Source organism: Sphingomonas sp. T1 (assembly GCF_902506585.1).
Taxonomy (GTDB): domain Bacteria; phylum Pseudomonadota; class Alphaproteobacteria; order Sphingomonadales; family Sphingomonadaceae; genus Sphingomonas; species Sphingomonas aerolata.
Genome location: NZ_LR733875.1, coordinates 1527197 through 1549046 on the forward strand (window position 1 = coordinate 1527197; position 21850 = coordinate 1549046).

A 21850-nucleotide genomic window follows, 5' to 3' on the forward strand; every position below is an offset into this window, starting at 1 on the left:
CGTCGTCAGCGTCCAGGAGTGACCATGGACCCGTTATCGGATGTGCTCGGGCTCATGAAGCCGAGCAGCTATGGCTTTCGAGGGCTGAATGCGGGCGGCGATTGGGCGCTCGGGTTTCAGGCGACCGAGGGCGTGAAGTGCTATGCGATCCATTCGGGATCATGCTGGATCAAATTGGACGTCGAGCCCGAGCCGATGGAGCTACACGCCGGCGACTTCATTCTCATGCCCGGGCGGAGCGCCTTCCGCCTCTACAGCACGGCAGACGCGCCGGAGACGGATGCCTTCCAGTTCTTTCCGTCGCTGCCGATCGGCGGGACCGGAGTGCTCAATGGTGGCGGCGACTGCTCGGGCGTGGGTGGCTTCTTCGACTTCGGCGGGCTGCACACCGAATTGCTGCTCGGGATCCTGCCCCCGATCGTCCACATCCGGGCCGAGGCGACCAAGGCGGCGCTGGGCTGGCTTATCGAGCGCCTGATGCGCGAGTTGCGCGACCCGCAGCCGGGCGGGACGCTTATGGCGGGGCACTTGGCGCAGACGCTGCTAATCGAGGCGTTACGCCTCCATCTGGCTGAACGCTCGCCGCACAGCGCGGGTTGGCTATTTGCGCTCGCCGACAAGCAGATGCGGGCCGTGATCGCGGCGATGCACGCCGAACCCGCTCGACGCTGGACGCTCGCCGACCTGGCGCGCGTCGGCGGCATGTCGCGCTCGAGCTTCGCCGTACGGTTCAAGGAAACGGTCGGCGAGCCGGCGATGGATTACCTCACGCGCTGGCGCATGATGCTGGCGGCCGACCGGCTGGCCAGCGGCCGTGTTTCGATCGCGACCGTCGCGCCTGCAGTCGGGTACGAGAGCGAAAGTGCTTTCAGCGCCGCTTTCAAACGGTCGTTCGGGCATTCGCCGAGAGAATTTGCGAAGGCGTTGGCAGCATAGCCATTTGCTGGACGCTGGCGACGATCTCACGGACCGGCCAGCATGGGAGGTCCGCCGCTATCGGCATATCTAAAGTCATCACCAGAGCGGAGATGACCGATGGCCTACATGCAACACGACTGCTTCGGTATCACCGGAAGTTCGACAACCTCCCTCGGCCGGCACGCGGCCGTCCCCACCCTAACCTACCTTGAGCGGCAAGTGATCGCGCTCGCAAGCCGCGAGCCGCTGTCAAGCCTGTCGACGAGAAAACGCCCGATCGCCCGCGCACTGTTCGGCGTCGAGCCCGCGCGCGCGCTCGCGGATCCGCGCCTCGAGGCGCTACGTCGCTTCGTCGTGTTACACCGACATGAACGTCGCGAAGCTACCTCGACCGGCGAGCGGCTGGTCGGTCTAGGGTTCCCCCCTCGGCTGCTGGACGATGTTCGTGCACGCGTCGCGGTCCGCAAGCCGACTTGGGTGCCCGATTTCATTGGACTGGTTGCGATCGCAGCGCTGCTGGCCACCGTGGTAGGGGTACTATCGAGCTACCTTGGCGAGCTGCTGCCGGCCACAGCCATCGGGCTGGCGCTCTGCCTGCCCCTCGTCGCCGGGCTACATGGTCTCCTAGTCCCGACACACTCCGGGCAACGCAGCGTCTGCGCATAACCGGGTCGTCGACGGCTGAAAGCTGGCGCGACAACCGCCTGCCTCGCGCTCGGCATTGCTCGCTCAGGAGCCCTACTCCACTGGCAATCAGACGGACCCTGAATCCGTCCAGCGGAGCGCATCAATCAGGGCACGCATTGCGGGCGTCACCTGCCGGCTGGGGTAATAGAGGTGGCAGCCAGGAAACGGGGGGCACCAGTCGTCCAGGACCTGGATAAGCCGACCGTCGGCGATCTCGGCAGCGACGTCGTGCTCCAACATATAACCCAGCCCAGCGCCATCGCGGATGGCAGCGGCGGACAGCACTTCGTCGTTGACAATGAGCTGACCGCCAGGCCGGAACCGCACCTCGCGGCCATCGCGCGCGAACTCCCAGGGAAGCAGGCCACCGCCTCCTACCAGTCGGTAGTTGACGCAATTGTGTGTCTCTAGATCGGCCGGTGCCTGGGGACGGGACCGATGCGCGAAGTAATCAGGAGTCCCGACCACGATCGTACGCAGATCGGGGCCGACCCGAATTGCCACCATGTCGAGATCGACCGTCTCGCCGAACCGGATGCCCGCATCGAAGCCCTGTTCCACCATGTCGGCGAGCCGATCGTCGACGATCACTTCTATCGCGATGTCCGGATGATCGCGCAGGAATCCGGGCAGCCTGGGCGCCAGCACTGTGCGCGCGGCATAGGCGAAGGTGGTGAGGCGCAGCTGCCCCGAGGGGGCGCCGCGCCAGTCGTCCAGCGCTGACAGTCCACGAGCGACCTCTTCCAGAGCGGGACCGAGCGATCGTAACAGCCGGTCGCCAGCCGGGGTCGGCGCAACGCTGCGCGTAGTGCGGGCGAGCAGACGTACGCCGAGCCGCTGTTCGAGGCTGCGCAAGGCATGGCTGAGAGCGGACGGGGACAGCCCGAGTTCGGCCGCCGCACGGGTGAAGCTGCGCGCGCGCGCGACCGCAGCAAAAGCCGCCAAGTCGTCAAGTTCGCCACGCTTCATTGCTGCATATTCCTCACAGGCCCTTGCCGTCCAGCCCTGCTAATCGCCCCAGCGAAGAAGCGCTATCTCGTATTCGACTATTTTAGAGGACGCAGCAATGAACCTGACTAGCTATCGCACGCTCGGTCGCTCGGGCTTGGCAGTAAGCCCGCTGGCGCTCGGCACAATGACCTTCGGCGCCGTTCGCTGGGGTTCCGACGAAGCCAGCTCGCGCGGCATGTTCGAAGCGTATGTGGAGGCGGGCGGCAACTTCATGGACACCGCCGACGTCTATTCGGGCGGCGAGAGCGAGGCGATGCTGGGCCGCTTCATCGCCGAACGTGGAGTCCGCGACCGCGTGGTGATCGCCACCAAGTCGGGCTTCTCGCGCGTGCAGGGCACGCCGCTCGCGGGCGGCAACAGTGCGCGCAACATCCGCGACGGCATCGAGGGCTCGCTCCGCCGGCTCGGCGCCGATCGGATCGACATGTACTGGACCCATGTCTGGGACCGCACCACGCCGCCCGAGGAGGTGCTGCGCGCGCTGACCGACGCGGTCCGGCGCGGCGACGTCCTCTATTACGGCTTCTCCAATGCACCCGCCTGGTATGCCGCGCAGATCGCCACCTTGGCGCGTGCGCACGCGCTGCCCGAGCCGATCGGGCTGCAATACTCCTACTCGCTGATCGACCGCGGCATCGAACTGGACGTGCTGTCTGCTGGACAGGCGCTCGGCATGGGGCTGGTCCCCTGGAGCCCACTCGCCGCGGGGATGCTGACCGGTAAATACGGCCGCGAGAAGCTGGAGGAAGCCGGTCCTGCCGGCAGCCTGCCTGACCGCGCGGGCGCAACGCCCGACGGCGGCAGCGACGGGCGCCTGAACGGCGACAACCCGTTCGGGGGCATGCTGTTCACGCCGCGCAACTTCGACGTCGTCGAGACGCTGCGGACGGTCGCGGAAGAAATCGGTCGTCCAATGGCGCAGGTTGCGCTCGCCTGGGTGGCGCAGCGACCCGGCGTCTCGTCGGTGCTGATCGGCGCCAGCCGGCTTGAGCAGTTGATGGAGAACATCGCGGCGCTCGATATCGCGTTCACGCCCGACCAGCAGGCGCGGCTCGACGCGGCCGCTCCACCGCCAATGCTCAACCCGTATTTCATCTTCGACCTGCCGCGACCGAGCATCTTCGGCGGCCAATCGGTCCAGCCATGGGCACCGACGATCGGCTAGACGGCCGTGGCACTCTTGCCCGTTCAATTTGCGGACGAGAGCGCCGTGGCGGCGATCGATCGATCCTCGGCGACGAGATCGACGAACGCGCGCAACGGCGCTGGCATGAGCCTGCTGGAGAAATAAAGTCTGGGTCCGTCGAAGCGCGGCCACCATTCCGGGAGGACCGGCACCAGCTCGCCCGACGCGAGGTGCGGGGCCAGCCAGTTCTCGAACGTGGCGATGATGCCGCGGCCTGCGCGCGCGGCGTCGATCGCAGCGTCGGCGGCGTCGACCCCGACGATCAGGCGGCCGGGCGGGTCTATGGTCACCGCATCGTCACCGCGCTCCAGCTCCCACTCGACAAGTGCACCGCTCGAGAACCGGAGGCGAATGCAGTCATGGTCCAGCAGGTCGCGCGGCTCGGCGTGGGTGCCGCGCTTGCGCAGGTAGGACGGGGCCGCGGCATAGGCCAGCCGCTGGAACGCGGGTCCGATCGGTACGGCGATCGTGTCCAGCGCCAGATGCTCGCCATAGCGGATGCCGGCATCACATCCGGCCGCGATGATGTCGACCAGCCGATCCTCGACCACGATCTCCAGGCGGACGTGCGGATGAGCCGACAGAAAACGATCGATCAGCGGCGGCAGAATGTCGATCATCACCGCGCCGGTGACGTTGAGCTTCAGGAGACCGCGCACCTGACCCTGCGAGTTGGCGGCTTCCTGCACCGCGGCGCGCGCCTCGCCCAAGACGGGCGACAGGCGCGCGGCGAGCGCTCGGCCAGCCTCGGTCGGCATGACGCTGCGCGTGGTGCGGATCAGCAGCGGGACGCCGAGCTGTGCCTCCAGCTGCGCGATCTTCTCGCTGACGCTGGAGGGTGACAGGCCAAGGCGCTTTGAGGCTGCGCGGAAGCCGCCGGCGTCCAGCACCTCCATCAGGATCGACAAATCGTCCAGGCGCAAGGGGTCGAGATTGTTCGCCATGCCGATCAGCCTATTCGGTTTAGACCCAATTATCATCAGCAGGCGAACGACGATATAGCCTGTTCAGGGCCGCTCTCCGGCAGAGCCGCGGCGATTTCAGCTGATTAGGAGCAATACATGACTAGCAAAACCGTCCTCATCACCGGCGCCAACAAGAGTATCGGTTACGAAACCGCCCGCCAGCTAGGCTCGCAGGGCTATCGTGTCTGGCTGGGCAGCCGCGACGAGACGCGCGGCCGCGGCGCGGTTGAGCGACTGGTCGCGGAGGGGCATGACGTCCGCCTGCTTGTGATCGACGTCACGAGCGATCAGAGCGTGCAGGCGGCTGCGGCGCGGGTGCGCGAGGAGAACGAAAGCCTCGATGTGCTGATCAACAACGCGGGCATCGCGGGCGGCAGGGATGCGCCGAGCTTGCAGTCGGTCGAGGAGATCAAGACGGTGTACGAGACCAACGTCTTCAGCCCGATACGCGTCACCCAGGCCTTCCTGCCGCTGCTCAAGGCGGCGGGGCAAGCAAGCATCGTCATGGTCAGCAGCGGGCTCGGCTCTCTCGGCTGGCTTTCGGACCCGGCCAACCCGTTCTACCCAGTAAACATTCTCGGCTATAACAGCTCGAAGACGGCGCTGAACGGGGTGACGGTGTCGTTCGCCAAGGAGCTTGCCTCAGAGGGTATAAAGGTCAACGCGGCCGATCCGGGCTACACCGCGACCGACTTCAACGGCCATTCCGGCTACCGCACGGTCGAGCAGGCAGCGGCCGGGATCGTCTGGCTGGCGACCCAGGGCGCGGACGGTCCGACCGGCGGCTTCTTTTTCGAGCAGACGCAGGTGCCTTGGTAAGGCCGCAGCCTCTGCTACGATCATCCGTCCTCAGGAGCATTACATTACCGCACGCACAGACAATCGTCACGACCCGCGACGGCGAGTGTCCCACGCACGTCTTCTTACCCGGCACCGATCGCGCCGGCTCGGCCGTGATCTTCTACATGGACGCGGGCGGCATCCGGCCCGCGGTGTTCGCCATGGCCAAGCGTCTGTCCGACGCCGGCTATGTCGTGCTCCTGCCGGACCTGTTCTACCGCTACGGCGCCTATGGCCCATTCGATCCCGTCGAGGTGTTCAGGGGCGACTTCCGCGCCATCCTGGGCCCGCTGATGGCGACGACCGGCAACGCCAACGCTGCCGAGGACACGGATGCGTTCCTTGCTTACCTGGACACGCGCTCAGAGGTGGATGGCGAGAAGGTAGGTGCGGTTGGCTTCTGCATGGGCGGGGGCATGGCGATCGCGACCGCAGGCACCCGGCCGGACCGCTTCGCCGCGGTCGCCAGCTTCCACGGCGGCAACCTTGCGACCGACAAGGACGACAGCCCGCATCGCTACGCGCATAAGCTCAAGGTCGAGCTCTACGTCGCCGCGGCCGAAAACGATGGCAGCTATTTGCCAGCGATGGCCGAGCGGTTCGAGCAGGCGCTGGACGAAGGGCATGTGCGGAATCGCAGCGAGATCTATCCTGCAGCGCATGGCTGGATGATGCCGGACTTCCCCGTTTACGACGAGGCCGAGGCCGAGTGTGGTTGGCGCGAGATGATCGCCTTCTTCGATCGCACGCTCCGCTAGGGGCGTTGGCCGGCGTCGGCCAGCACCTGCTGGGCTTTGGTCCAGCTCATGTCCTGGTAACGGTCGTTGTCGAGTGGCGCGAGCTTGCCCGATCCGTCCATCATGTCGCGCAGATACTGCATGCCCTGCCAGGCCGGGAATACCGCACTCGGCTGCGGCGCGAGCACGCGCGCCACCTTGATTATGGCGCTGAGCGCGGGCGTGCCGCCCGGTCGGACCAGCCGGAACCGATGGCCGGTCAGCATCTGCATGGTGGCGGCGAGATCGCGAGGCGTCACGCTGTCGCCGGCGATCCGCAGGATGCGCGGCGTGTCGGGATCCAGTGCGGCCGCTGCCGTGTAGGCAGCGACATCGTCCTTGGTCGTGAAGTCTAGCAGCTGGTCAGCCCCTCCCCAGTGCAGGACGATCCGCGGTCCGCGCAGCACGATCGGCGCCTGGCCTGCGAGCAGGTCCGCGAACGCGCCGTTCAGGATCGAAGTTGCGCGGATCGGAGCCGCGTCGACCCTGGCCATGAAGCGGCGCCGCAGGTCGAGGTTGCGATTGCGCCCGGGCTTGGTCTTGGTGAAGTCGAGGGAATAGTCGGACGGGATGAAGCGCTGGACGCCCGCCGCTACCGCTGCGTCCAGCACGCGGCCCTGCAGGCCGATGATCGTGTCCTCGAGGCCGTTCAGTGCCGAAACGACGCACGAAGTACCATGCAGCGTGTCGCGCAACGCCATCGCGTCGTTGAAGTCGATCGTTTGGATGGCAGCGCCGGAGCTGGCGATCGCAGCCGTTTTCGCGCCCTCCCGGACAAGCGCCAGCACTTCGGCTCCACGCGCGGAGAGCGCACGGGCGATCCGCAGCCCGAGGTCGCCTGTGGCTCCGACGAGGACGATCCGCGCTTGCCCTGCTTCATTCCCGGTCTTGTCCATCGTCGTCTCCTTGTCGGACCGCTGGCCCCTGTTGTTGGTCGTGATGGTCAGCAGATGCTCATGCCGACCTCAGCCATGATCCTTTGAACCTGCTCGGCGTCAGGCTTTGGCAGACCAGCTGGCGGCAGTGTCAGCGCCGTTGCCGGCGTGCCGGTCTCGACGATCAGGCGCTCGAAGCCTGCCGGCATGTACCAGTTGAGCACTCGCAGCTCTTCGGTCAGCGCTTCGAAGCCATGGGGCGTTTCGCGCAGGATGCTAACCAGCTCGCCTGGGCCGCCCTCGTGAAGTCCATCCGCAAGGTGGAAACGCGCTGTGCCCTCGAGAACATAGAACATTTCGTCCTGGTGATGATGGACGTGCATAGGCGCGAGCGGTCCCTTGGGGCAAAGTTGTTCGAGTACCGTATAGCGACCGCCGGTCGCTTGCGCGTCGAGCAGGACAAGCCACAGGATGCCTGAGCTCCAGAAAGCCGGGGCTTCCCCGCGCTGCTTCAGAAGGCCGATCGGATCGAACGCGGACAGGCCCTCCGGTTCCAGGCTTGGGCCGCCCTTCATGCCGGCACCGGCATGGCGGTCCACGACGGCAGTGTCAGGAGGCCCGGATGGGTCCGGCGCAGCGCCGGCAGGTCACCTCGGAAGCCCTCGCGCGCGATCCATTCGAACATGAGCCGGAAATCCTCGGGCAGCTTGGCGCGCAGGACCTTGGGGATCGTGAACGAGACCACCGGGCCGCGTCCGGCACGGCGCAGAGCGTCCATCGCCTGCTTGCGGGTGATGAAGTCGCCGGCGATCTCGATCGCGCGCCCGATCTGCTCGGTCGGGTGGGCGAACGCTTCGGCCGCGAACCAACCGATGTCGCGCGCCGAGACCATCTGCATCGCCTGGTCATCGGCGAGATAGGTCTTCATCATCGACAGCATGGTCGTGCGGAACACGAATCCGTCGAACATATCCATGAACGCGGCCGGGCGCAGGATCGTCGCCGGGAGACCGAGCGCCGCGATATGCTCCTCGATCGCGCGCTTGCTCTCGAAATGCGGCACGCCGCTGTGGCGGTCGACGCCGCCCGCCGAGCAGTAGACGAAGTGCTTCACCCCTGCCTCGGCAGCGAGCGTGGCGAGCAGCTTACCCTGCCGCTCCTCGCCCTCGGGCCCCTGACCCATTGGTGTCTGAACCGACAGCACGCCGTGAACGCCCCTGAGCGCACCCCGCAGCGAGTTGGCGTCGTTGAGATCGCCGTGCACCAGCGTGACGCCGCGCGCCGCCAGCGCGGCTGCCTTAGGCGCCTCGGGGTTGCGGACCAGCGCGCGCACGTCCCAGCGGCTAGGGCGGCGTAGCAGCTCGTCGATGGTCGCGCCGCCCTGGTTGCCAGTGGCGCCAGTGATGAGGAGGATGGGCTTGGTCATGTCGGGAACTCCGCTTGTGTGACCCTGATCTGAGCCGTTCCGCTCGCCCACACTAGCTAGCGAAACCTGGACACCGCGTTCCCGTTCTGGAACGGTGCGACGATGGAGCTGGTCGATGTCCGCGCGTTCGTTCGCATCGCCGATGAAGGCGGTGTCTCGGCCGCGGCGCGTGCGCTCGGCGCGCCCAAATCGTCGGTCAGCCGCTCTCTTGCACGGTTGGAGGAGAACATCGGGGCCGTGCTGGTCGAGCGCCACACCCGACAGCTGCGGCTGAGCGATGCGGGCCGGCTTTTCCTGCCTCACGCCCGCCGGATCATGTCCGACGTCGACGAAGCAGGCGCGGCAGTCGAGGGACTGACAGGAGAGCCGCGCGGCACGCTTCGGATCAACGCGGCGGTGACCTTCGCGCTCGGCCTAGTCGCGCCGATGCTTCCGGCCTTCATGCGCCGTTACCCCGAACTGCGGATCGTGCTCGAGACGGAGAACCGGATCGTCGACCTCGCGCGCGAGGAGGTCGATGTCGCGATCCGCGTTGGCCAAATGGCTGACTCCGATCTCCTCGCACGCAAGCTAGGCACCGTCGAACTCTGGCCGTGCGCCAGTCCCGCTTACCTTGCCGAGCACGGCACGCCCGCCACACCCGGTGACCTGACCGCGCACGCGTTGCTCGGCTGGATGGATCGGCCAAGCGAGTGGATCTTTATCAGTCCGGATGGCCAGGATCAGCGCGTGCCCGTGCCGGTCGGCTCGGTGGCGCCCGAGCCTGCCGTGCTGCAGTTGCTGATCCTGGGCGGCGCCGGCATCGGGCGTCTGCCGGACTTCCTCGCGCGGCCCCTCGTCGCCCGAGGCGAGCTTACCCGCCTGCTGCCCGACTTCCGGACGGAGGCGGTCGAGGTCCATGCGGTCTACCCCGCACATCGCAGCCTGTCCGCGAAAGTGCCGCTGTTCGTGGACGCGCTTCGGGCGCATGTCGCCGGCAGCGCCGACCCGGCCGGGCATGCCGGATCGGTGCCGGGAGTATCAGCCGTCGCTTGAGCGAGCGAGAACGTCCCGCAGGCTCACCGGCACGCGGCCGATCAGCCGTGCAAGCGTCGGATCGGTCGCGGCGAACTCCCCGGCGCGTGCCGCGCGATAGATGGCCAGGGTTATGTCAACAACCGCGGGAGGCAGACCGTATTGGGCGAGACGCCGGCCCTGCTCCTCGTCCGCGATGGTGCGGCGTTCGATCGTGCGGCCGGTCTGCTCGCTGAGGATAGCTGCGACGGCGTCAAGGTCAGAGGCTTCACCGCCCGTCAGGGGTGGCGTTGGGCCGTTGAAGCTGCCTCCGTCAATCAGGATGCGAGCTGCCGTGGCAGCAAGATCGGCATGGGTCGTCCAAGCGACCGGGCCGTCCTGCGGCGCCTCGATCGCGCCGCTCGACGCGGCATCCCCGATCAGCATTGGCACCGTCGAAGCGTAGAAGCCGTTGCGGAGCGCCGTCCAAGCGATGCCGCTCTCGGCTAGCAATGCCTCTGTGGTTGCGTGATCGTGCATCAGCGGGAACACCGAACTGGCACTCGCCCCCATGTGGCTGGTGTAAACGATCCGCTGTACGCCCGCCGTCCGGGCCGCCTCGATCGCGTTGCGGTGCTGGGCAATGGGGTCCTGGCCCGAGGCGCTTGCATTCGACGATATGAGCAGGAGCTGGGTTGCACCTTCGAAAGCGTTGGCTAGGCTCGCCGAGTCCTCGAAGTCGCCGCGCCGCAAGCGGACGCCGCGCGCCGCGAGGTCAGCTGCCTTGGACGGATTACGAACGCTGGCCGCGATCTGCTGCGGTCCGGTCAGCTTCAATAGCTCCAAGACGATTTGACGGCCCAACTTGCCGGTAGCTCCCGTGACAACAATCATGATGACACCCCGTGTTAGCGGTGAAAACGCCAATCTAGTATCGGTGATATTACACGTCTGATCATCGCTATCAAGACACACGTAACGCTGCTAAGTCGTTTGTTATGTCGGACCTCATCAATGAGCACGATGGAGCGGATGCACGCTCCCGCATCCTGGAGGCAGCTTCCGCACTGGTAGCCAAGGGTGGGATCGCGGCGTTGACCACACGCGCTGTTGCTGCTGCGGCGTCGGTTCAGGCACCAACTCTGTACCGCCTATTTGGCGACAAGAGCGGCTTGCTTGATGCCGTCGCGGAGCACGGGCTTGCTACATACGTCGCCCGCAAGCTACAGACCGAGCCGCAGCCCGATCCGGTCCAGAACCTGTGCGAGGCGTGGCACGACTACGTCGCCTTCGGCTTGGCCAACCCGGCGGTGTTCGCGATCATGAACGATATCGGACGGGCCGGACCTCCCTCCCCCGCCGCCCTTGCGGGTATCGCGGTTCTTCGCGAGCGGGTCGGCAGGATCGCGCGCGTCGGCTGCCTTCGTGTTGCGGAGGATCGAGCCGTGGCGCTTATCCATGCTGTCGGCACTGGCACCGTCTCGACCCTGCTGTCGACTCCCAAGAAGGAACGTGACGCCCAACTGTCGCTACTGGCGCTCAAGGGGATTTTGGCGGTGATCCTCAACGAGCGTGCGGCGGCGTCTCACGACTCCGCCGCATCGCTCGCAATCGGGCTTCGAGCCCATTTGGACGAAGCCACGGCGCTCTCGCCCGGCGAGCGGCTTCTCATGGGAGAGTTGCTCGAGCGCTTGACGCACTGAAAAGACGCTCAGGCCGAGCGCTAGACCGCCACGGCGTCCGCACTGATCCGTGAACCTTCCCGATTGAGAAGGGCGGGCGATAAGCCAGCGCCCTCCGAAAACGATCGAATTTTGGGAAAGCGCTAGCCCTCCGAAGTTTCGCATCTGATCAGCGAGCAAATAACTCAGTCGCCTCTGTGATGAACCGCTCCCGCCTGCGAACAACCTCATGAAACGATGACAGGGTTGCGAAACGGTGATGGACGAGGGGATCAGGGATAGCGAGCGGTTCGCAGCGCTGATTCGGGATCATGCCGGCATTGCCCGCAAGGTTGCAGCCACCTACGCCCGCGATCCCGACGACCGCGCCGACCTGATGCAGGACATACTGGCCAATCTATGGGCTTCATGGCCACGCTACGACGACGCGCGGCCTTTCCCGACATGGATGTACCGCGTGGCGCTCAACGTCGCGCTTTCGCATGTCCGCTCGGTCTACCGGGAGCGACGGGTCATGATCCCGCTTAGCGGTGATCATGACGCAGTGGCCGCAGCCGAGCTCGATCACGAAACCAATCAGGCGCTCGACGCACTGCACCTGACGATGGCCCGCTTCGACCCGCTCAATCGGGCGGTGCTGCTGCTCTATCTCGACGAGCGCAGCCATCGGGAGATCGGCGAGATCGTCGGCATTGGCGAGAGTGCTGTCGGCACCCGTATCGACCGCATGAAACAGAAGCTTCGAAGGGATCTGGCATGACAAAAGGACAGATGATGGACATCGATGCGCTGAAGGCTGCGCTTGTGTCGCTTGACGATCGAGACGGCGAAATCCGCCTTCCAAGCACGGCCGCGGCGCGCAAGGCGCGGCGCAGCGTTGCCGCGGTCGCCAAATGGCAGATCATCCAGGCGGGCACCGGCGTCATCATCGCCCTGGCAGGAGGACTGGTGTGGAGCGATCTTCCGGCGCGAACGGGACTGCTGTTCGCCAGCGGGCTGCTCATCAACCTTCTCGGGGTAGCCATGATTGCGCTCGGTGTAGCCGGCTTCACCCATGCCGTACGGATCGACGTGGCCGCCCCCATTGTCGAGACCGAAGCACATATGGCCCGGCTGCACCGGATCAAGCTGGTATCGGGCTGGGTGCTGGGCGCGAGTTGGTGGGTGCTGTGGCTCCCGTTCATGGCGGTGGCGGTCCGGCTGCTGTGGGGCGCGGACATGCTGGCTCCGATCGGCATCAGCGCGTGGCTCATCACCACTCTGGCAGGCGGGATAGCCGGATGGGCAGGCATGTGGGGGCTGCGCCGCTGGGCGTTCCGGAACGGACGGATGCACCTCGCTACGTGGATGGATGACATGATGACGGGTCGCAGCTTTCGCGAGGCGCATCGGCGCCTTGATGAAGTCGCCCGCTTCGCGGCCGGTTGAGCAGCGGTGATCTTCCCGAATGGTTTCGACGTGGGGATCGACCATGTTGATCGGCTATGCCCGTGTTTCTACCACCGATCAGGATTTGACGCTGCAACTTGATGCACTGGCGAAGGCCGGCTGCGAGAGATTGTTCACCGACAAGGCGAGCGGGGCGAAGGCGGATCGACCGGGCTTGGCCGAAGCGCTGCACTTCGCACGAGCGGGGGATACGCTCGTGATCTGGAAGCTCGACCGACTTGGCCGCTCAATTCGAGGTCTTATCGAGCTGGCGGCGGGCTTGTCCGCCCGCAACGTGGACTTCCGGTCCCTTACCGATGGGTTCGACACCGCTACTCCCTCCGGACGACTGCTGTTCCACATTCTCGCTTCAGTCGCAGAAATGGAGCGGAAGCTGGTGAAGGAGCGCACGATCGCGGGGTTGGCGGCAGCTCGCGCCAGGGGCGGCACTGGCGGTGGGCGAAAGGCAGCGATGACGCCCGACAAGATTGACACGGCACGCAAGCTGCTCGCTGCAGGGGATAAGCCTGCCAAGATAGCCAAGCTCCTCCAAGTTGGCCTGTCGACCTTCTATCGTCATTGCCCGGCCGACGCTCGTCTTCCCAATTGAGGATGGAATTTCGAGAAGGCAGGAAAGCTTCTCATAATTCATCAATGTCAAAACACGAGAACATCATCCTTCGATGCCCAAGCGCCAGGCACCTGCGCGCGGAACGTCGCCGGCAACGGGTGAACTAGAGTCAGCATGCCGCCATGTGCCTGCACGACTTGGCGCGCCAAGCTGAGCCCGATCCCGCTTCCGCTGGGTTTGGAGGTGTAGAAGGGGCGGAAGATGCCATGTGCGCGATCCGGCGGGATGCCAGGTCCATTGTCCCCCACCTTGATGGTGAGAACGTCATCGTCCACGGTCGCTTGGATATTGACTTGACCGGATGAGACGCCGCCCTGCTCAATCGCCTCGACGGCATTTTGTAGCAATGCCCACATCGCTTGGTTCATCTGGTCGCGATCGATCCTACTACACAGGCCGGGTTCGACGTCGATCGAAAGACCGACGTCCGGCCAGCGGCTCGCAAACAGCCGCGCAAGGTCGTCGATCATCTCTCCGATCGACACTGTCAGTCGCAAGGGTGGCGGCAGGCGTGCCAGTTTGCGATAGGCTTCAGTGAATCGCCGCAGCCCCTCGGCGCGGCGCGCGAGCGTCGTCAGGATTTCGGGGAGCAGGGCCGGATCCTCGTCACGAGCCTCGGCCGCGGCGATGCCGCACTCGGCCAGCGACACGATGGGTACCAACCCGTTGAGCATCTCGTGGCCGAGCACCTGAATCATTTCGGCGCTGGCACGCGCTTCGGCGGTCCGCTCTTCACTCTCGATGTCGATCAGCGCTACGATCCACCGGTCGCCAACCTCAACTTTGTCAGCCCGCCAGTTCCGGCCGGCGTGATGCAGGTGCGTTGCATCCCGGTCGAACAGAGCCGCGGGGGGCGGCAATATACGATCGTCGGTCGCGAAGAGACGGCGCGCTGCCCGGTTCATCGTTCGGACAGTCGTTCCGGTCACTAGCACTAGAGGGGTTGGTGACGCATCGAGCAGCAAGTGATGGGCGATCTGCGCCTCGTCGGGCGAGCTGGATATCGTGATCGGGACGACTTGGCGGTGCTTGACCAGAAGCAGATTGGCGACGAGCAGCCACACCAGCAGTAGCAGGGCGCCGGTCAATGCCAACCATAGACCATGCGTGCCGGCCGCTCCGGCCGCCGCGCCGCACAGGCCTAGCCCCAACCCTATCTGCAGGGCATGGCCTTCCTGTCTAGAGACCATGCTGCGCCATTCGACGATAAAGGGTGCCGCGGCTGAGGCCCAATGCCGCGGCAGCCCGTGACACATTGTGGCGATGCTCCTTCAACGCAGCCTCAATCATCAGCTTTTCGGCATCCTGCATTCCGAATGCCGGTGCGGTCACGCCCCCCGGACCGGCGACCGGGCTGGCCGGCCTGATCGCTGCGACGTCGATCAGGGCATCGTCCGACAGCAGCACCGCGCGCTCGATGGCCAGCGCCAGCCCGCGCACCTCGTCCGGCCAGTCAGTGATGGCGACGAACGCCTCTGCCGCCGGCGTGAGCCGTGGCGCGGCGTGACCGTAGGTTTCACCGGCAACGCTTGCGAAATGCCGGGCGAGCAACACCGCGTCTTCACGACGCTCCGCAAGAGAGGGCACCACGATCTCGATCGTGCAGAGCCGCCGGCGCAGCGCGGGCGAAAGCGGCGCGACATCGTCAACGATTGTGATGCAGCGCAAGCCTGGCATCAGCCGGTCGAGCAACCGTGCCTGCGCATGCGGGGCCAGTCGATCGGCGTGGCGTAGCACGATCGTACCGGCGGCATGGTCCAGGGCGAGCCATTGATCGGGGTCAGTCATGTCGATCCGTGACGGCTTGGTCCCGGCATCGAGCGACGCCGCGTGAAGCGCGTCGGCGACCAGCGAGCGTCCGGTGCCGGATGCCCCAGTGATACACACGGCGGCGACCGTCGGTCCCACACGCCGGACGAGCGCACGGACGCGCTCGATCGCCGCCGATGTACCGAGCAGCGCGCTGCCAACTGATGGGCCGACGGCTGCGGATCGGTGTGCCGCGCCACCGCCGACGCTTCGCCTGATCGCGCCATCGACCTTGCCGAGAATGTCGTCCTTACGCCACGGCTTGATGATGAAGTCGCGCGCGCCCGCCTGCATGGCCGTTACAGCGATGCGGATGCCACTATGCGCCGTGATGACCACGACGCAGGCAAGGGTATCGTCCGCAACGATCCGGGCGAGACAGGCCAGCCCCTCTTCGCCGTCCGAGCGCCCCGCCGTGAAGTTCATGTCGAGCAGTATCGCGTCGTAGCGGCGACGCGCAAGCATCGAATAGGCGGTGACAGGGTCGGCGGCGATCTCCAGCCGATATCCGGCTAACCGGAACAGGATCTCCGTCGTCCGAGCAACGACCGGATCGTCCTCAATCAGCAGGATTTCGCGAGGACTTGACTCACGATCAGGGTGTCCGCCGGCGGACATAGTGTTCAACGGCGACAGATCGCCTGTTCGCGAAGCCGTGGAAAGTCGTTGATTCATAAGCAGTTGGCTTTTCGGATCGTGGGCAGTGACAGCATGGCCATGATGACCGACCAGCCCGCATACACAATACCCATGCTTGGGGCCGCAATGGACAGCCGGATCGAACGACCCAAGCAGCCGTGGTGGCGCGGGCGACCCACGCTGATCGGGCTGGTCGTGCTGATCGCCGCGCTGGCGATCTGGCGCCTCCTCCCCGAAAGCGGATCGACGGACATCGCCGACGTCGAAACGGGTGAAGTCGTGCGCGCGCCGTTTGACGATTACCTGCCGGTACGGGCCACGGTCGCCCCCGAGATCACCACGCTGGTCGGCGTGCTGTCGGGCGGACAGGTCGAGCAGCTGTTGGTACAAGACGGCGCGATGGTGACGGAGGGGCAGCCCCTCGCGACGCTCGCCAATCCGGAACTGAAGCTCGACGTGCTGACCCGGGAGGCCCAGATCGCCAGTCAGCTGGGTCAGGTAGCGGGTGAGGGACTGGGGATCGAGCGCAATCATCTCGATCGGGCGGGTCAGGTGGCTCAGGCCGAATACGATCTTATCAAGGCGCGCCGCGACCTTGCCATCCGCCAGCAGCTTCACGATCAAGGCTTCCTGTCCGATGCCGGGGTCAGGAGTTTCCAAGAAGAGGCCGCCTATCAGGAAAAGCGACTAGCTCAGCTGCAGTCGGGTCGTGCCACAGAGACCCGGATCACCGCCACTCAGGAACGGCGTCTCGCCGATACGCAAGAGCGACTGTCGGGCAACCTCGCGGCGGTGCGCGCCGGCCTCGACGCGCTGACGATCCGCGCGCCGGCAACCGGCCGCGTGACCAACTTTACGCTGCAGCCGGGTCAGACGCTAAAGGCGGAAGAACCCGCAGGTCAGGTCGACAGCGAGGGCGCGTGGAAGCTGATCGCTGACGTCGACGAATATTATCTCGGCCGTGTCGCGGTCGGGCAAAAGGCGCAGGCGGGCGATGCGCGTGCGACGGTCAGCAAGGTGTTGCCCGCGGTCAAGGACGGGCGTTTCCGCGTCGAACTGACCTTCGACGGTCGCGCTCCGGCCGGGCTGAACCGGGGGCAGACACTCGACATCCGCATCACGCTGGGGGCCGCGTCTCGGGCAGTCGTGGCCCCGGTCGGCGGCTGGCTGGAGGCGGGTAGCGGCACTTCCGCCTTCGTCCTGGATGCCGATGGCGCCCACGCCCGACGTCGCGCGATCAAGACCGGCCGCCGCAGTCCCGAACAGGTCGAGGTGCTATCCGGCCTTACCCCCAGCGAGCGCATTGTCATCTCCAACACCGCGTCCGTGAAGGGCGACATTCTCAACATCCGCTGAAAGGCCCGTCCATGATCCGTCTCGAGAACATTCAGCGCCGCTACGTCTCCGATGAGGTGCAGACTACCGCACTCCACGATATCGACCTGCACGTCGAAGCCGGCGAGTTCCTCGCCATCATGGGGCCATCGGGCTGCGGCAAGTCGACGTTGCTCAACACGCTCGGCACCGTCGATCGCCCGACCGGCGGTCGCTATCTCTTCGGCGAACGAGACCTCGCCGCCCTGGGGGAGAAGGAGTTGGCGAAGTTCCGCGGCAGCATGCTCGGCTTCGTGTTCCAGAGCTTCAACCTAATCGACGAGCTGACGATCGAGGAGAACGTCGCGCTCGGCCTCGCCTATCGCAAGGACGCGGCAGACCGTCGGGGGCGGGTCGCGGCGGCAATGGACAAGGTCGGCATCGCGCACCGCGCACGCCACTTCCCCCACCAACTGTCGGGCGGCCAGCAGCAGCGCGCTGCAATCGCCCGTGCCATCGTCGGCAACCCGAAGCTGATCCTGGCCGACGAGCCGACCGGAAACCTCGACACCGCCAATGGCGAGCAGGTGTTGAACATCCTCGCCGGTCTCAACGCCGAAGGCGCGACGATCGTCATGGTCACTCACTCGCCCAGCCACGCGGACATGGCGAAGCGCCGCATCGACATGCTCGACGGACGCATCGTCGCCAGCGCCATGCGCGCGATCTGACTCATGGAAAGGGCCATCGACGTGAAGCCTTCTGCCCTCGCGATACTGCCTGCCCTCCGGTCCGATGCCGCGCTGATCTCCCGCGGCATTGGCGACGTCGCGCCGACGGCGCGCGTCTCAGCGAGCGGCACCGGTCGCATCACCGTCCCCGGCGGTACGCGCTGCACCGTCGAGGGCGACGCAACCTCTTGTGTCGGCTGCGGCTGACCTTCCTCCTGTCCGGATATTCGCGATGAACCGCTTCGCACTGAACTCGCTCTACCGATCGCTGACCCGCCACAAGCTTTATGCCGCGTTGAACATCGGCGGACTGGCAGTCGGCATTGCGGTGTTCCTGGTCCTGGGCCTCTATGTCCGGTTCGAGACGGGCTTCGAGCAGTGGCTGCCGCATCATGACGAACTCTATGTCGTGCAGACCGAGCTTCAAATCCCCGGCAGCCCCTTCAACGGGGCCTATCCGGTGACGATGCCTGGCCTGTTGGAAGAGATGCGACAGGATTTTCCCGGATTGGTCGGCACACGCATCCGTGGCGGCAAGCAGGGGGGCAGTGTCGTCCGTGAAAACGACGCGATCGGCGCCGACGTGGCGCAGGTCGATCCGTCCTTTTTCGATGTGTTCGATATTCCCATGGTGCGCGGCGACGGGCGGCGGGGGCTCGCCAATCCGTCGGGTGCGCTGCTCAGCAGGACGGAGGCGCAGCGGCTGTTTGGCGATGCTGACCCCATCGGCCAGAACATCACCATCGCGGTCGACGCGCCGCAGCTCTATCGCGTCGCCGGTATCTTCGAAGACCTGCCCAAGACCACCGATCAGCAGGCGACGATCCTGATCCCGATGCCGCGCACGCCACCTCCACCCGTGCAATGGTCTTGGTACAAATGGGGCATGGTTGATGGCGCGACTTATCTGCGCCTTCCCGATGCGGCAGCCGCGCGCGCGTTCGAGGCGAAGATGCCCGCCTTTGTCCGGCGTCGTGCCGGGCAGGATCTGGGGCCCGATCCGGCGAAGATCATCGCACTCTCGCTGCTGCCGCTCACGCGCCTGCATCTGCAACCGCCCGGCGGGGTGCAGAGCAGCGGTCGTACGCTGACGATAGTGACGTTGGGGCTGGTCGGCGTGCTGACCCTGCTGATCGCGATCATCAATTATGTGAATCTGGCGACCGCCCAATCGGGCCTGCGCGCCCGCGAAGTGGCGATGCGCAAGGTGCTGGGCGCGGACCAGGGAATGCTGATCCGCCAGTTCCTGGGCGAGGCGGCGGCGATGGTGGCGATCGCCAGCCTACTCGGCATGATCCTGGCAGAGATCAGCCTGCCCATCGTCAACGCGGCGGGGGGGCTGTCGCTTCACTTTCCCTATGCCCTGGCGCTGCCGTTGCTGGTGGCGCTGGTCTTGGTCATCGCGCTGGCGGCAGGCTTCTATCCGGCGGTTCTCTTGTCCCGCTTTCCGGCCGCCGCCGTGCTGGCCTCGGCGCGGGCACCGGGGGGCGGGCGCAGCGGCACGCGGTCGCGCGAAATGCTGGTGATGATCCAGTTCGGTCTGTCCATCGCCTTCATGATCGGCACGGTCGTCCTAGTGGCGCAGACCGCGCATGTCCGGCGATCCGATCTGGGGTTTCAGCGCGAGGGGCTGTTAATCATACCCTCGCTGGCCGACAAGCGCATCTTCCCGACCCAGGCGCGGCCGATCCTCGATGCTTTGCGCCGCCTGCCGGGCGTGGTGTCGGTGGGATCGAGCAGTTCGGGACCCGGCATGGTCAATTCCAGCCTCGACGTAATAGAGCGGCCCAGCGGTCCGGGCGTGACCGTCGGCAACATCCCGGTCGGGCCCGACTTCTTCCGCACCTACGCGCCCCGACTGCTTGCCGGGCGGGTGTTCGACGATGCGCACGGTGCGGATGACTCCAGTGACTGGACCAAGTGGAAATATGGCCGCAACGTCGTCATCAATCGGAGGGCGGGCGAACAGCTCGGCTTCCGCACGCCCGAAGAGGCAATTGGCAAGACCATAGGCCGGGGGGCGCCGCGTACAATCATTGGCGTGGTTGACCAGCTCCGTTTCGCTTCGCCACGGACGGCCGAGACCGCTACCCTGTATCAATATGCCCGCGACGTGCCGACGTCTGCCGTCGCCGCCATCCGCTATACCGGCGACACCGCCGCGATGCTCGCCCGCATCCGGTCGACCTGGCGGCGCCTATCGCCGCAGGTGCCATTGGTCATCGGTACGGCGGACCAGCGCTTGGCGGACTTCTACAAGGCCGATGAACAGGCCGCGCGTTTGTTCGGGATCGGCGCAGGACTGGCGGTGCTGATTGGTTGTGTCGGCCTTTGGGGCCTGGCCTCGTTCAACACGGCGCGGCGGGTGAAGGAGATCGGCATTCGTAAAACGCTGGGCGCGTCGTCTGCCGATATTGTTAAACTATTGGTCGGTCAGTTCCTGCGGCCCGTACTTATCGCCAACCTTATCGCCTGGCCGCTGGCCTATGTCGCCATGCGAACCTGGCTGGCCGGGTTCGATGACCGGATCGCGCTGTCGCCGCTATTCTTCGCCGGTGCTAGCCTGCTGGCGCTCGTGATCGCCGTGCTGACCGTGCTGGGCCAAGCGCTGCGCGCCAGCCGCGCGGCCCCCGCCTGGGCGCTGCGCCATGACTAAGGTCGCTTTGCTCATTGGCACCGTCCTGCTGGGTGCGGCCCCCATCTCCGCCCAGACGCTGCGGGACGCTGTGACGCAGGCCTATGCGAGCAATCCCCAACTCCTCGCCGCCCGTGCCCGGCAGGAAGCGCTGGAAGAAGAGCCTGAGCAGGCTCGTGCGGCGGGCCGGCTCACCGCGGCCGCGACCGGAAACGGAGGTTATGACCGGCTGAATTATGGCCGGGTCGCATCCGCGACGGCGAGTGCCACCCTGCCGATCTGGACCGGCGGCAGGGTGCAGTCGGCGGTGCGCGCAGCGAAGCGGGATGTGGCGGCGGGAGCGCAGGGGCTACGCGATGCCGAAGCCGTGATTCTTCAAGCCGTTGTCTCCGCTTATGCCGATCTACTGTACAGCCAACAGGCGGTCGAGGTGGCGCGCATCGGCATTGAGCGTCTCGACCGACAGGTCGCGGAAGCCCGCTCACGCTTTGGCTTGGGTCAGGCTACGCAAACCGACGTCGCCCAATTGGAGGCACAACGCGCGAGCGTTGCCGCCAACCTCGCCGATGCCGACGGTGCGCTGGCGACGGCCTCGGCTGCCTATCGCGCAGCGGTCGGAAGCGACGCCCCCATGCTATCGGCGGAGGTGCCCGCGCCCGCCCTTTTGCCGCCGACCCTCAGCGAAGCGCGTGTGCAGGCGGAGACGAACAACCCGCTTCTTCTGCAACAACGGCAGGTCGTGAAATCCGCGCTGGCCCGAATTAACCAGGCACGGGCCGATCGAGCGCCATCGCTGGACCTCACCGGTGGCTACGGCCGGGGCGGCCGGCTGATCGATGGCCGCGTACGCGGCCTTACTGCGGCGGCATCGGTAGGCCTGAGCCTGCGCCTTCCGCTTTTGACAGGCGGGTTGGTACCGTCGCGCGTTCGTCAGGCCGAAGCGGTCGCCCGCGCCGAACGCTTCCAAACCGATGCCGCAGAGCGTGAGGCACGGCGCAGTGTCGATGCCGCCTGGGCTTCACTGGCGGCCACGCAAGGGCGCCAGCGCGCCGCGACCGACGGCCTCGCTGCTGCCGACCTCGCGCTTAAGGGCGTGCGGGCGGAGTACGGCTTCGGCCTGCGCTCGACGATCGACATCCTCGTCGCCGACCAGAGCTTTCGATCGGCTCAGCTATCCGTCGCCTCCGCTCGATCGGACGTACTGGTGGCGCAGGCTGCCCTCCTTCGAGCGGTCGGTGCATTCGGGCGGGATGCCTATGATTGATCGGCGTTCATTAGCAATCGAAGCGTTCCAAAAAGGGATC

The 21850-nt window shown here is 66.0% G+C and carries 23 protein-coding genes; 15 read left to right on the forward strand and 8 right to left on the reverse strand.

The features are described from left to right. Positions 1-24 precede the first annotated feature (24 nt). Together GV027_RS06825 and GV027_RS06830 are read left to right on the forward strand one after the other, a co-directional pair. Positions 25-936 (forward strand): AraC family transcriptional regulator, encoded by a 912-nt coding sequence (locus tag GV027_RS06825; RefSeq protein ID WP_159511375.1) that lies wholly within the window; start codon positions 25-27, stop codon positions 934-936. Between the two features lie 99 nt (positions 937-1035). Next, positions 1036-1584 (forward strand): hypothetical protein, encoded by a 549-nt coding sequence (locus GV027_RS06830; RefSeq protein WP_159511376.1) that lies wholly within the window; start codon positions 1036-1038, stop codon positions 1582-1584. Positions 1585-1671: 87 nt separating this feature from the next. Here the strand turns inward: GV027_RS06830 and GV027_RS06835 are convergent, their stop codons facing one another. After that, entirely contained in the window at positions 1672-2574 is a 903-nt protein-coding gene (locus GV027_RS06835; protein WP_159511377.1) for a LysR family transcriptional regulator, read from the reverse strand. A 97-nt stretch (positions 2575-2671) separates the two neighbouring features. Here GV027_RS06835 and GV027_RS06840 point away from each other — a divergent pair, with 97 nt between their 5' ends. Next, positions 2672-3781 carry an aldo/keto reductase gene (locus tag GV027_RS06840; RefSeq protein ID WP_159511378.1) on the forward strand — a complete coding sequence of 370 codons (1110 nt, stop codon included), beginning with the start codon at positions 2672-2674 and terminating at the stop codon, positions 3779-3781. 23 nt (positions 3782-3804) lie between these two features. On the opposite strand, the gene GV027_RS06845 is transcribed toward GV027_RS06840, so the two are convergent. Next, positions 3805-4746, reverse strand: a complete 942-nt coding sequence (locus GV027_RS06845) for a LysR family transcriptional regulator (protein WP_236559087.1) — start codon at positions 4744-4746, stop codon at positions 3805-3807. 117 nt (positions 4747-4863) lie between these two features. On the opposite strand from GV027_RS06845, the gene GV027_RS06850 reads away from it, so the two are divergent. Further along, entirely contained in the window at positions 4864-5586 is a 723-nt protein-coding gene (locus tag GV027_RS06850) for an SDR family oxidoreductase (RefSeq protein ID WP_159511380.1), read from the forward strand. A gap of 134 nt (positions 5587-5720) precedes the next feature. Then, positions 5721-6365, forward strand: coding sequence for a dienelactone hydrolase family protein (locus GV027_RS06855; protein ID WP_236559088.1), 645 nt, complete (start codon positions 5721-5723; stop codon positions 6363-6365). Here the strand turns inward: GV027_RS06855 and GV027_RS06860 are convergent. From GV027_RS06860 to GV027_RS06870, 3 genes are read right to left on the reverse strand one after another with little or no spacing between them, the layout of a single operon-like run. After that, positions 6362-7279: an NmrA family NAD(P)-binding protein gene (locus tag GV027_RS06860; RefSeq protein ID WP_159511381.1), complete on the reverse strand. Its 918-nt coding sequence runs from the start codon at positions 7277-7279 to the stop codon at positions 6362-6364. The genes GV027_RS06855 and GV027_RS06860 overlap by 4 nt on opposite strands. A gap of 47 nt (positions 7280-7326) precedes the next feature. Continuing rightward, positions 7327-7857 (reverse strand): cupin domain-containing protein, encoded by a 531-nt coding sequence (locus tag GV027_RS06865; RefSeq protein ID WP_159511382.1) that lies wholly within the window; start codon positions 7855-7857, stop codon positions 7327-7329. Further along, a complete protein-coding gene (locus GV027_RS06870) occupies positions 7830-8684 on the reverse strand; it encodes an NmrA/HSCARG family protein (protein ID WP_159511383.1) in 855 nt (284 codons plus the stop codon). Before GV027_RS06870 ends, GV027_RS06865 begins: the two co-directional genes overlap by 28 nt. Before the next feature lie 102 nt (positions 8685-8786). Between GV027_RS06870 and GV027_RS06875 the strand changes: the two genes are divergently transcribed. Further along, positions 8787-9719: a LysR family transcriptional regulator gene (locus tag GV027_RS06875; protein ID WP_159511384.1), complete on the forward strand. Its 933-nt coding sequence runs from the start codon at positions 8787-8789 to the stop codon at positions 9717-9719. Here GV027_RS06875 and GV027_RS06880 read toward each other — a convergent pair. Further along, complete coding sequence (locus GV027_RS06880) at positions 9705-10571, reverse strand: SDR family oxidoreductase (protein WP_159511385.1); 867 nt, start codon at positions 10569-10571, stop codon at positions 9705-9707. The genes GV027_RS06875 and GV027_RS06880 overlap by 15 nt on opposite strands. 104 nt (positions 10572-10675) lie before the next feature. On the opposite strand from GV027_RS06880, the gene GV027_RS06885 reads away from it, so the two are divergent. The 4 genes from GV027_RS06885 (at position 10676) to GV027_RS06900 (ending at position 13397) form a co-directional block, all read left to right on the forward strand. Further along, positions 10676-11380: a TetR/AcrR family transcriptional regulator gene (locus tag GV027_RS06885; RefSeq protein WP_159511386.1), complete on the forward strand. Its 705-nt coding sequence runs from the start codon at positions 10676-10678 to the stop codon at positions 11378-11380. A 238-nt stretch (positions 11381-11618) separates the two neighbouring features. After that, positions 11619-12119: an RNA polymerase sigma factor gene (locus GV027_RS06890; RefSeq protein ID WP_159511387.1), complete on the forward strand. Its 501-nt coding sequence runs from the start codon at positions 11619-11621 to the stop codon at positions 12117-12119. Then, a complete protein-coding gene (locus GV027_RS06895; protein ID WP_159511388.1) occupies positions 12116-12787 on the forward strand; it encodes a hypothetical protein in 672 nt (223 codons plus the stop codon). Before GV027_RS06890 ends, GV027_RS06895 begins: the two co-directional genes overlap by 4 nt. 43 nt (positions 12788-12830) lie before the next feature. Then, positions 12831-13397 carry a recombinase family protein gene (locus GV027_RS06900; protein ID WP_159511389.1) on the forward strand — a complete coding sequence of 189 codons (567 nt, stop codon included), beginning with the start codon at positions 12831-12833 and terminating at the stop codon, positions 13395-13397. Between the two features lie 47 nt (positions 13398-13444). On the opposite strand, the gene GV027_RS06905 is transcribed toward GV027_RS06900, so the two are convergent. Continuing rightward, on the reverse strand, positions 13445-14608 hold the full coding sequence (locus GV027_RS06905; protein WP_159511390.1) for a sensor histidine kinase: 1164 nt from the start codon (positions 14606-14608) through the stop codon (positions 13445-13447). Then, positions 14598-15845, reverse strand: a complete 1248-nt coding sequence (locus GV027_RS06910) for a sigma-54-dependent transcriptional regulator (protein ID WP_159512786.1) — start codon at positions 15843-15845, stop codon at positions 14598-14600. Before GV027_RS06910 ends, GV027_RS06905 begins: the two co-directional genes overlap by 11 nt. A gap of 147 nt (positions 15846-15992) precedes the next feature. Here GV027_RS06910 and GV027_RS06915 point away from each other — a divergent pair, with 147 nt between their 5' ends. From GV027_RS06915 to GV027_RS06935, 5 genes are read left to right on the forward strand one after another with little or no spacing between them, the layout of a single operon-like run. Further along, positions 15993-17222: an efflux RND transporter periplasmic adaptor subunit gene (locus tag GV027_RS06915; RefSeq protein ID WP_159512787.1), complete on the forward strand. Its 1230-nt coding sequence runs from the start codon at positions 15993-15995 to the stop codon at positions 17220-17222. Between the two features lie 11 nt (positions 17223-17233). Beyond that, on the forward strand, positions 17234-17911 hold the full coding sequence (locus tag GV027_RS06920; RefSeq protein WP_159511391.1) for an ABC transporter ATP-binding protein: 678 nt from the start codon (positions 17234-17236) through the stop codon (positions 17909-17911). A gap of 21 nt (positions 17912-17932) precedes the next feature. After that, positions 17933-18118, forward strand: a complete 186-nt coding sequence (locus tag GV027_RS06925) for a hypothetical protein (RefSeq protein ID WP_159511392.1) — start codon at positions 17933-17935, stop codon at positions 18116-18118. A 25-nt stretch (positions 18119-18143) separates the two neighbouring features. Further along, complete coding sequence (locus GV027_RS06930) at positions 18144-20567, forward strand: ABC transporter permease (protein WP_159511393.1); 2424 nt, start codon at positions 18144-18146, stop codon at positions 20565-20567. Continuing rightward, positions 20560-21810 (forward strand): TolC family outer membrane protein, encoded by a 1251-nt coding sequence (locus GV027_RS06935; RefSeq protein WP_159511394.1) that lies wholly within the window; start codon positions 20560-20562, stop codon positions 21808-21810. Before GV027_RS06930 ends, GV027_RS06935 begins: the two co-directional genes overlap by 8 nt. Positions 21811-21850 lie beyond the last annotated feature (40 nt).

What these genes read in the sequence shown, in the direction of transcription:
- GV027_RS06895 (WP_159511388.1), top strand. Translation starts at nt 12,116, where the DNA reads ATGACAAAAGGACAGATGATGGACATCGATGCGCTGAAGGCTGCGCTT.
- GV027_RS06880 (WP_159511385.1), bottom strand. Translation starts at nt 10,571, where the DNA reads ATGATTGTTGTCACGGGAGCTACCGGCAAGTTGGGCCGTCAAATCGTC.
- GV027_RS06930 (WP_159511393.1), top strand. Translation starts at nt 18,144, where the DNA reads ATGAACCGCTTCGCACTGAACTCGCTCTACCGATCGCTGACCCGCCAC.
- GV027_RS06875 (WP_159511384.1), top strand. Translation starts at nt 8,787, where the DNA reads ATGGAGCTGGTCGATGTCCGCGCGTTCGTTCGCATCGCCGATGAAGGC.
- GV027_RS06830 (WP_159511376.1), top strand. Translation starts at nt 1,036, where the DNA reads ATGGCCTACATGCAACACGACTGCTTCGGTATCACCGGAAGTTCGACA.
- GV027_RS06920 (WP_159511391.1), top strand. Translation starts at nt 17,234, where the DNA reads ATGATCCGTCTCGAGAACATTCAGCGCCGCTACGTCTCCGATGAGGTG.
- GV027_RS06845 (WP_236559087.1), bottom strand. Translation starts at nt 4,746, where the DNA reads ATGGCGAACAATCTCGACCCCTTGCGCCTGGACGATTTGTCGATCCTG.
- GV027_RS06825 (WP_159511375.1), top strand. Translation starts at nt 25, where the DNA reads ATGGACCCGTTATCGGATGTGCTCGGGCTCATGAAGCCGAGCAGCTAT.
- GV027_RS06890 (WP_159511387.1), top strand. Translation starts at nt 11,619, where the DNA reads ATGGACGAGGGGATCAGGGATAGCGAGCGGTTCGCAGCGCTGATTCGG.
- GV027_RS06840 (WP_159511378.1), top strand. Translation starts at nt 2,672, where the DNA reads ATGAACCTGACTAGCTATCGCACGCTCGGTCGCTCGGGCTTGGCAGTA.
- GV027_RS06885 (WP_159511386.1), top strand. Translation starts at nt 10,676, where the DNA reads ATGTCGGACCTCATCAATGAGCACGATGGAGCGGATGCACGCTCCCGC.
- GV027_RS06910 (WP_159512786.1), bottom strand. Translation starts at nt 15,845, where the DNA reads ATGTCCGCCGGCGGACACCCTGATCGTGAGTCAAGTCCTCGCGAAATC.
- GV027_RS06850 (WP_159511380.1), top strand. Translation starts at nt 4,864, where the DNA reads ATGACTAGCAAAACCGTCCTCATCACCGGCGCCAACAAGAGTATCGGT.
- GV027_RS06860 (WP_159511381.1), bottom strand. Translation starts at nt 7,279, where the DNA reads ATGGACAAGACCGGGAATGAAGCAGGGCAAGCGCGGATCGTCCTCGTC.
- GV027_RS06835 (WP_159511377.1), bottom strand. Translation starts at nt 2,574, where the DNA reads ATGAAGCGTGGCGAACTTGACGACTTGGCGGCTTTTGCTGCGGTCGCG.
- GV027_RS06935 (WP_159511394.1), top strand. Translation starts at nt 20,560, where the DNA reads ATGACTAAGGTCGCTTTGCTCATTGGCACCGTCCTGCTGGGTGCGGCC.
- GV027_RS06905 (WP_159511390.1), bottom strand. Translation starts at nt 14,608, where the DNA reads ATGGTCTCTAGACAGGAAGGCCATGCCCTGCAGATAGGGTTGGGGCTA.
- GV027_RS06900 (WP_159511389.1), top strand. Translation starts at nt 12,831, where the DNA reads ATGTTGATCGGCTATGCCCGTGTTTCTACCACCGATCAGGATTTGACG.
- GV027_RS06870 (WP_159511383.1), bottom strand. Translation starts at nt 8,684, where the DNA reads ATGACCAAGCCCATCCTCCTCATCACTGGCGCCACTGGCAACCAGGGC.
- GV027_RS06915 (WP_159512787.1), top strand. Translation starts at nt 15,993, where the DNA reads ATGGACAGCCGGATCGAACGACCCAAGCAGCCGTGGTGGCGCGGGCGA.